The organism is Neptuniibacter pectenicola, assembly GCF_001597735.1.
In the GTDB taxonomy this organism is placed as follows: Bacteria; Pseudomonadota; Gammaproteobacteria; order Pseudomonadales; family Balneatricaceae; genus Neptuniibacter; species Neptuniibacter pectenicola.
Genome location: NZ_LUTS01000011.1, coordinates 88,197 through 95,788 on the forward strand (window position 1 = coordinate 88,197; position 7,592 = coordinate 95,788).

The window sequence follows — 7,592 nt, forward strand, 5'->3', positions numbered from 1 at the left end:
TAGTGTGAAATTTCCTAGACAAAAACGGGAAGAGGTCAATGTAAACCTTACGCCGCTGATTGATGTGGTTTTTCTACTACTTATCTTCTTTATGGTTTCAACAACCTTTACTAAAGAAACCCATTTAGAGGTTGATCTTCCGCAAGCCTCTGGAGATAAAAGTGTTTCAGAGGAGCAGATATTAGAGATTCTCATCACCGATGAGGGTAATTACAGTGTCAATGGTAAACCGCTGGTGAATACTCAAGCGGAAACCTTGCGACGGGCTCTAAAAGAGCTGTCAGGGGATAAACGTGATATGCCGCTGGTTATTACGGCGGATGCAAAGACGCCGCACCAAGCGGTTGTGACAGCGATGGATGTTTCCGGCCAGTTGGGTTTTAGTAAGTTGAGTATTACGACGCGGGATCCAGACGGCGAATGAGTTGGCTTGAAACGCGCTGGTACAGTACCGAATCAGCCCCTATCTATTTAAGACCCTTTGAGGTGTTATTTAGGCGTTTAGCTGCGGGCAAAAAAAAGCGCGACTTGCGTGTTCAGTGGAGGGCGTCAGTTCCGGTGATTGTTGTTGGTAATATTAGCGTTGGTGGTACAGGTAAAACGCCGTTAACGGTTTATCTGATTGAGCAGTTAAACGCGCTAGGCTATAAACCGGGCATTATAAGTCGGGGCTATAAGAGTAACGCACCACATTACCCCTTTGATGTATCCCACGCGACATCTCCTGATGAGTCAGGAGATGAGCCTTACATGCTTGAGCGTCGCTGCCAGTGTCCGGTTATTATCGATGCAGATCGGCGTTCGGCGGCTGAGTTTCTGCTTGCCCATTATGACTGTGATCTAATTATTAGTGATGACGGATTGCAGCACTATCGCTTAGGACGTGATATTGAAATAGCGGTGGTTGATAGTGAGCGAGGGTTGGGCAATCAGCATTGTTTGCCCGCCGGACCGTTGCGTGAAGAGCCAGCGCGCTTACTGAGTGTCGATTATGTGGTTTGTAATGGCGGCCCCTGTTCTACACTGCCAGAGGGTATTGTTACGTATGAGATGAGATTAGCGCCTCAGTCATTGATTCCTTGCGATAAGGAACAGGGGGCTGTCTATAGCTGTCATGCGTTTCCCTATAAAAAAATTAATGCGGTTGCGGGTATTGGTAATCCGCAGCGTTTTTTTAATACATTAAAACAGAGTGTCAGTGCTGAGATTGTCTGCTATCCAAAACCCGACCACCATCGTTTCAGCGAACAGGACTTTGATTTTGCTGAGGGTGTGACGGTTATGACTGAAAAGGATGCGGTTAAAGTATCTGAATTAGGTTTGCGTGATGCGTGGTATCTAAATGTTTCGGCGCAGTTGCCGGATAATTTTATGTCAGCACTGGCTGATCAACTTAAACAGATTACGAACGATAAGGGTAAAAAATAATGGATAAAAAATTGTTAGACATCTTAGTATGCCCAGTCGCTAAAACGCCATTGGAATATAACGAAGAAACGAATGAGCTTATTTCAAAAGCGAGCGGCTTAGCATACCCCGTGCGTGATGATATTCCGGTCTTGCTTGAAACTGAAGCACGTGAGTTGACCTTAGAAGAACGTGAAAGCAAGTAAGGTAATAAAATGAGCTTTTCTGTCATCATTCCAGCGCGCTTTGCCTCTACGCGCTTTCCCGGTAAGCCGCTTGCTGAACTGCAGGGTAAACCTATGGTTCAACATGTTTATGAGCGGGCTTGTGAGAGCGAGGCTAGTCGCGTGCTTGTTGCTACGGATAATCAGCAGATCGCTGATGTGGCCCGTGGTTTTGGTGCTGAAGTCTGTATGACGTCACCGGATCACCCCTCAGGTACTGATCGTTTGCAGCAAGTGGTGTCCGATTTAGGCTATTACGCGGATGATATTGTCGTTAATGTACAAGGCGATGAGCCGCTTGTTCCTGCGCGTATTATCAACCAGGTTGCGCATAACTTGAAAGCAGAGCCTGGGGCAAGTATCGCCACCCTGAGTGAGCCGATCACCGATGTTGAGAGTTTGCTTAATCCTAATGTGGTGAAGGTTGTAAGCGATGTAAAAGGGATGGCACTTTATTTTAGTCGCGCCCCAGTCCCTTGGCCACGTAACGCGTTTGCTGATGGCACAGACGTATCAGCGATGCCAGCCGATTTTCCGTGGCAGCGTCATATTGGTATTTATGCGTATCGGGTTAAGTTGTTAAATGACTTTGTTAAATGGGCGCCGGCACCGATTGAAGAAACCGAGTGCTTAGAACAGCTGAGAGCGATGTGGAATGGTGCGCGAATCCATGTGGCAGAGGCGGATGAGCAGCCGCCAGCGGGTGTCGATACCCCTGAAGACCTTGAGCGCCTAAAGCGTTTACTTGAGCAGGGTTAAGGATCGATGAAGAGTGTTTTATTTGTGTGTCTTGGTAACATCTGCCGTTCTCCAACGGCCGATGGGGTTTTTAAAGCCTTAGTGGAAGAGCGAGACCTTACCGATCAGATCGCTGTCGATTCGGCGGGCACGGCGGCTTACCATATTGGGAACCCTCCGGATTCTAGGTCGGCAGATGCTGCCCAAAAGCGTGGGTATGATTTGTCGTCCCTGCGGGCGCGTCAGGTTATCGCAACTGATTTTGAGCAGTTTGATTATATATTGGCCATGGATAATGAGAACTTAGCGAACCTGCAAGCGATGCGTCCTAATAACGCCACAGCGTATTTGGGGCTGTTTTTGGATTTTGCCACCGTTTCTGAAGATGAGGTGCCTGATCCCTATTATGGGGGTGGTCAAGGGTTTGAGCATGTGCTTGATTTAGTAGAATCTGCATCTGTTGGCTTGTTGCAGCATATCGAAAAGGAGTTATGAGTATGCAGTGGCAGACCGATGTAGATTTAACCCATAGGAATAGTTTTGGCTTTCCAGCTGTGGCAGAGCGTTTTGTAGAGATCGATCAGCTAGAACAGTTGGAGTTGGCATTAGCTGAGGTTGAACAGCAACAATGGCCGCTTCTTATTCTGGGGGGTGGCAGTAACCTTGTGTTTAGAGAGAACCTGCCAGGGGCGGTTATCTCAATTGCTACGCGAGGATCCCATGTGCTGGTGGATGATGAGAATACCGCCATCATCGAGGTTGGTGCAGGGGAAAATTGGCATGGGTTTATTAGTCAGCTGTTAGAGAAAGGGTTACATGGCCTTGAGAATTTAGCACTGATCCCCGGTAATGTAGGTGCGGCCCCGGTGCAAAATATTGGTGCTTATGGGGTGGAGATGGCGGACTGTTTTCATAGCCTGACCGCTTATGACCGAGAGACGAAGGCGCTGGTGCAGCTGAGTAAGGATGAATGCTTGTTTGGATATAGGGACAGTATTTTTAAATCCAGCCAGCAAGGGCGTTATATTATCTGGTGTGTACGGTTTGTCCTAAGTACGGTTTTTTCACCTAAAACTCAATACCGAGGTATTGCTGATTATTTGGCCGCGCAAGGTATTGTTGAGCCAACGGCGTATCAAGTGTATCAAGCAGTGTGCGATATCCGTATGAGTAAGTTGCCGCTTCCATCGGAGCTAGGCAATGCGGGTAGTTTTTTTGAGAACCCTATAGTTTCGGAGGCGGTTTATAGCGCATTAAAAGGTCAGTTTCCTGATCTGGTTGCTTATCCTGACCGGCCGGGGCACTTTAAGCTCGCTGCGGGTTGGTTAATTGATAAAGCGGGTTGGAAGGGGCGTCGCGTGGGACCCGTTGGGGTCTATGATAAACAAGCCTTGGTGTTGGTTAATTACGGCGAGGGGCGGGCGTTTGATTTACTGCAACTTGCGGGTGAGATTACCCATTCAGTTAAGCAGCGGTTTGGGGTTGAATTAAGGATGGAGCCGCGCCTGTATCCTGCGTAATCTTTTTCTTTTGAGCTCCGATTTAAAAGCGCTTCCCTTTGGGTCGCGCTTTTTTTCGTTTAGGGGGGCTCGCTTGTTACTGGGCGGTAGCCGTTCATTATCCTTTTTTTTAATGGCGAAAGTGCTGGATTGTCGACAATCCCTCTTTGATGGCCGAAAGTATGGGGCTTTGATAACCCTTCCTTGGGTATATTTCCCCCTTGCTGCACTAGCAAATAAACCTTTTGTAGTAGATTAATCTATAAAAAAGTCAGATAAAGTGTGCGTATAAATCGTAGCAAGTGTCTACAATAACTATAAACTTGCTTAAAATAACGGATCGTTAACTTATAATAAAGGGCCTTAGCACATGTCCTATCAGGCAGAGTATTCAAAATCTATCAATACACCGGATGTTTTCTGGGCTGAAAAAGCTCAAGATCTAGCATGGTATAAGCAGCCAGAAAAAATTCTTTCTAAAGATGAGAATGGAATCGATCGCTGGTTTGCGGATGGCGAGCTTAATACCGCGTATCTTGCTTTGGATTACCATGTAGAAAATGGTCGCGGAGACAATATTGCGATTATTTATGATTCACCCGTAACTGGTCAGAAACGTAAAATCTCGTACTCAGCGTTACGCGATGAGGTGGCTAAGTTTGCAGGCGTACTTAAATCTCAAGGTGTAGAGAAAGGCGATCGCGTTGTTATTTATATGCCGATGGTGCCTGAAGCATTAGTCGCTATGTTGGCTGTCGCTCGTTTAGGGGCAATTCATTCTGTTGTGTTTGGTGGTTTTGCGCCCCATGAGCTAGCTGTACGTATTGATGATGCCGAACCAAAAGTTATTGTGTCTGCATCATGCGGTATTGAGATTTCTAAAGTTATTGAATACAAGCCGATGCTGGATCAGGCGATTGAGAAATCGGCCTATAAACCATCAGCTTGTATTATATTGCAGCGCCCAGAAGCTAAAGCAACCATGATTGAAGGGCGAGACATTGATTGGAGCGAAGCTGCCGCTCATGCTGAGCCTGCAGATTGTGTACCGGTTAAAGGTACCGACCCGCTTTATATTTTGTATACATCAGGTACAACCGGTAAGCCTAAAGGGGTTGTGCGTGATAACGGTGGCCATGCTGTTGCCATGAAATATTCCATGAAATCGATTTATAACGTAGAAGCCGGCGATGTTTTCTGGGCTGCGTCTGATGTGGGTTGGGTCGTTGGTCATTCCTATATTGTTTACGGGCCGCTTTTAGCGGGTTGTACAACTATTGTTTATGAAGGTAAGCCGGTACGGACACCAGATGCAGGTGCATTTTGGCGTGTTTGTGAAGAGTATGATGTTAAGGTTTTATTCTCAGCACCAACGGCGTTCCGTGCTATTAAAAAAGAAGACCCAGAAGGCAAGTTGCTTGCTAACTATGATCTGTCTAACCTCCGGACCATTTTCATGGCCGGTGAGCGTTTAGATCCGCCTACCTATCATTGGACAATGGATGTGACAGGTAAGCCTGTTATCGATCACTGGTGGCAGACTGAAACCGGTTGGGCGATCTGTGGCAATATGACAGGTATCGAAACACTTCCACCTAAAGCCGGTTCCGCAACCGTTCCTATTTCTGGTTTTAATGTTCAAATTCTAGATCCTGATGGTAATGAGTTGTCCGCGGGTGAGCAGGGTGCGATTGCGCTTAAGCTACCACTACCGCCAAGCTGTTTACCAACGGTTTGGGGTGATTATGAGCGTTTCCGTACCGGATATTTAACAGATTATCCTGGTTATTATTGTTCAGGTGATGGCGGCTATAAGGATGAAGATGGTTATGTCTTCATCATGGGACGTACCGATGATGTGATCAATGTTGCAGGTCATCGTTTATCGACAGGTGAGATGGAAGAGATTGTTGCTGGTCACCCAGCGGTAGCTGAATGTGCGGTGATTGGTATCAATGACCCCTTAAAAGGGCAGCAGCCTATCGGTTTTGTCCTGCTGAAAAACGGGATTGATATTGACGGTAAACAGTTGGAATCTGAGCTTGTTGCGCTGGTACGTAAAGAGATTGGTGCGGTTGCTTGCTTTAAGCGTGCAGTTGTTGTCGATCGCTTACCGAAAACACGGTCTGGGAAAATTTTACGTAAGTTGATGCGTCAAATTGCAGATGGTCAGGATTACACTGTGCCTTCAACCATTGACGACCCTGTCAGTTTATCTGTGATCGAAGATGTTATGTCCAAAAATGGGCTGATATCTGAGTAATGGTTTAACAGTGTAGTACCCTTAGTTCTGTTCAGGCGATCCTCGGATCGCCTTTTTTATTTGTTCTCACTATTGGATATTTTGTTGAGTACCCAATCGAGTCCTCGGGTAGAGAGCAGTCTACGTAATACCGCGAATAGCTTAGTGGGGAAGGTGACATAATAGCGGGCTTTTGGATGGCGGCTTTCAAGCGCGTGCTTTAAGGCGTTATAAACAGCCTCAGGTCCTAAGGTGAAGGTGTCGTTTTTCTGTTTTGCGTTTGTGTTGGCGAGCCGTTTTTGTACTGCAATATAGGTGTTTTTGTGCGCGCTGGTTTCAATGTCGATATTGGCATTAAAGGCTTTATGGGCATTCTTCCTGAAGTCGCTTTCTATGGGGCCGGGTTCAATGAGGCTTACCTTTATCGGTGTATCAGACAGTTCTTGTCGAAGCGTATCGGTTAATCCTTCTAATGCAAACTTAGACGCATTGTATGCGCCGCGGTACTTCATGGTGATGAGCCCTAGAACCGAGCTGTTTTGGATGATTCGCCCATGCCCTTGTTTTCGCATTAGCTTAATTACTTTACAGGTCAGTTCGTGGGTGCCAAATAGGTTGGTTTCAAACTGCTGGCGTAATGTCTGTCGGGATAGATCCTCAACGGCACCAGGCTGCCCATAGGCACCATTATTAAAGAGGGCGTCAAGCTGCCCATTTGTTTGTTCGAGCAGCCAGGTCAGGGCATCATCAATTGACTGGCTATCCGTCAGATCGAGTCGTGTACTTTGCAGCCCCTCATTTAGTAAACGCTCCACATCTTTCTGCTGACGAGCCGTAGCAAATACTTGATAGCCCTCTGCCTGTAGGGCTTTTGCGCAATAATAACCGATACCTGATGAGCAGCCTGTAATAAGAATAGAGGGCATTGCATGGCCTTTTGTTGTTGAGTTGTATTGAGGGGCGAAGGTGTAGCGTTATTCCCGTAAACGTTATCACATTGATATAATATTCATTCAAGACTATAGTTAACTAATGGAATGGATGACAGGTACCCCATTCAAACGAAATGAGGTGTTTTTTAATTCCAAAGTACCATATCTGATAAGGGGCAGCCTTCTTATTATGTTTATGGTATATACCTTTAAATAACAAAAAACAGAGGATAAGCATTATGTGGACTAAGCCAGCTTACACGGATCTTCGTATCGGTTTTGAAGTAACAATGTACTTCGCAAATCGTTAATAGAATATTCTATCTGCGATTCAAAATTACCCCGGCCTTTGTCGGGGTAATTTATCTTGGAAGGACCCTAATCGCGTTCGCGATATCTTAAATGCTATCCACTAATTTTCCTGTTACGCTGCATCTTATTAAAACAGGAATCTTACGACTATAAAGAAGAAAAATAATGAAAGTACAAGTATTAGGCTCAGCTGCTGGCGGCGGTTTTCCTCAGTGGAACTGTAACTGTCGTAACTGTG

At 46.2% G+C, this 7,592-nt stretch carries 9 protein-coding genes; 8 read left to right on the forward strand and 1 reads right to left on the reverse strand.

Features of this window, described 5'->3' with window-relative positions; all coding sequences use genetic code 11:
* The first annotated feature begins 4 nt into the window (after positions 1-4).
* The 7 genes from A3773_RS14075 to A3773_RS14105 all read left to right on the forward strand — a co-directional run bounded on the left by A3773_RS14075 (position 5) and on the right by A3773_RS14105 (position 6,131).
* Positions 5-424, forward strand: a complete 420-nt coding sequence (locus tag A3773_RS14075; RefSeq protein WP_067987107.1) for an ExbD/TolR family protein — start codon at positions 5-7, stop codon at positions 422-424.
* Positions 421-1,428: a tetraacyldisaccharide 4'-kinase gene (gene lpxK, locus A3773_RS14080; RefSeq protein ID WP_067987109.1), complete on the forward strand. Its 1,008-nt coding sequence runs from the start codon at positions 421-423 to the stop codon at positions 1,426-1,428. The genes A3773_RS14075 and lpxK overlap by 4 nt, the downstream gene beginning before the upstream one ends.
* Positions 1,428-1,613, forward strand: a complete 186-nt coding sequence (locus A3773_RS14085) for a Trm112 family protein (RefSeq protein WP_067987110.1) — start codon at positions 1,428-1,430, stop codon at positions 1,611-1,613. The genes lpxK and A3773_RS14085 overlap by 1 nt, the downstream gene beginning before the upstream one ends.
* Before the next feature lie 9 nt (positions 1,614-1,622).
* The gene (gene kdsB / locus A3773_RS14090) at positions 1,623-2,390 is read left to right on the forward strand and encodes a 3-deoxy-manno-octulosonate cytidylyltransferase (RefSeq protein WP_067987112.1); all 768 of its coding nucleotides are present in this window, start codon (positions 1,623-1,625) and stop codon (positions 2,388-2,390) included.
* A 6-nt stretch (positions 2,391-2,396) separates the two neighbouring features.
* Positions 2,397-2,864 (forward strand): low molecular weight protein-tyrosine-phosphatase, encoded by a 468-nt coding sequence (locus tag A3773_RS14095; RefSeq protein WP_067987114.1) that lies wholly within the window; start codon positions 2,397-2,399, stop codon positions 2,862-2,864.
* A 2-nt stretch (positions 2,865-2,866) separates the two neighbouring features.
* Entirely contained in the window at positions 2,867-3,889 is a 1,023-nt protein-coding gene (gene murB, locus A3773_RS14100; RefSeq protein WP_197462796.1) for a UDP-N-acetylmuramate dehydrogenase, read from the forward strand.
* A 349-nt stretch (positions 3,890-4,238) separates the two neighbouring features.
* Positions 4,239-6,131, forward strand: a complete 1,893-nt coding sequence (locus A3773_RS14105; protein WP_067987118.1) for a propionyl-CoA synthetase — start codon at positions 4,239-4,241, stop codon at positions 6,129-6,131.
* A gap of 56 nt (positions 6,132-6,187) precedes the next feature.
* Here A3773_RS14105 and A3773_RS14110 read toward each other — a convergent pair whose 3' ends face one another.
* On the reverse strand, positions 6,188-7,036 hold the full coding sequence (locus A3773_RS14110; RefSeq protein WP_067987120.1) for an SDR family oxidoreductase: 849 nt from the start codon (positions 7,034-7,036) through the stop codon (positions 6,188-6,190).
* A 245-nt stretch (positions 7,037-7,281) separates the two neighbouring features.
* Between A3773_RS14110 and pqqA the strand changes: the two genes are divergently transcribed.
* Positions 7,282-7,353, forward strand: a complete 72-nt coding sequence (gene pqqA / locus A3773_RS17605) for a pyrroloquinoline quinone precursor peptide PqqA (protein WP_003243383.1) — start codon at positions 7,282-7,284, stop codon at positions 7,351-7,353.
* Positions 7,354-7,592: the final 239 nt, after the last annotated feature.

Excerpts from the sequence above, each read along its gene's own strand:
- A3773_RS14105 (WP_067987118.1), top strand. The coding sequence starts at position 4,239 with ATGTCCTATCAGGCAGAGTATTCAAAATCTATCAATACACCGGATGTT.
- A3773_RS14095 (WP_067987114.1), top strand. The coding sequence starts at position 2,397 with ATGAAGAGTGTTTTATTTGTGTGTCTTGGTAACATCTGCCGTTCTCCA.
- murB (WP_197462796.1), top strand. The coding sequence starts at position 2,867 with ATGCAGTGGCAGACCGATGTAGATTTAACCCATAGGAATAGTTTTGGC.
- A3773_RS14085 (WP_067987110.1), top strand. The coding sequence starts at position 1,428 with ATGGATAAAAAATTGTTAGACATCTTAGTATGCCCAGTCGCTAAAACG.
- A3773_RS14110 (WP_067987120.1), bottom strand. The coding sequence starts at position 7,036 with ATGCCCTCTATTCTTATTACAGGCTGCTCATCAGGTATCGGTTATTAT.
- kdsB (WP_067987112.1), top strand. The coding sequence starts at position 1,623 with ATGAGCTTTTCTGTCATCATTCCAGCGCGCTTTGCCTCTACGCGCTTT.
- lpxK (WP_067987109.1), top strand. The coding sequence starts at position 421 with ATGAGTTGGCTTGAAACGCGCTGGTACAGTACCGAATCAGCCCCTATC.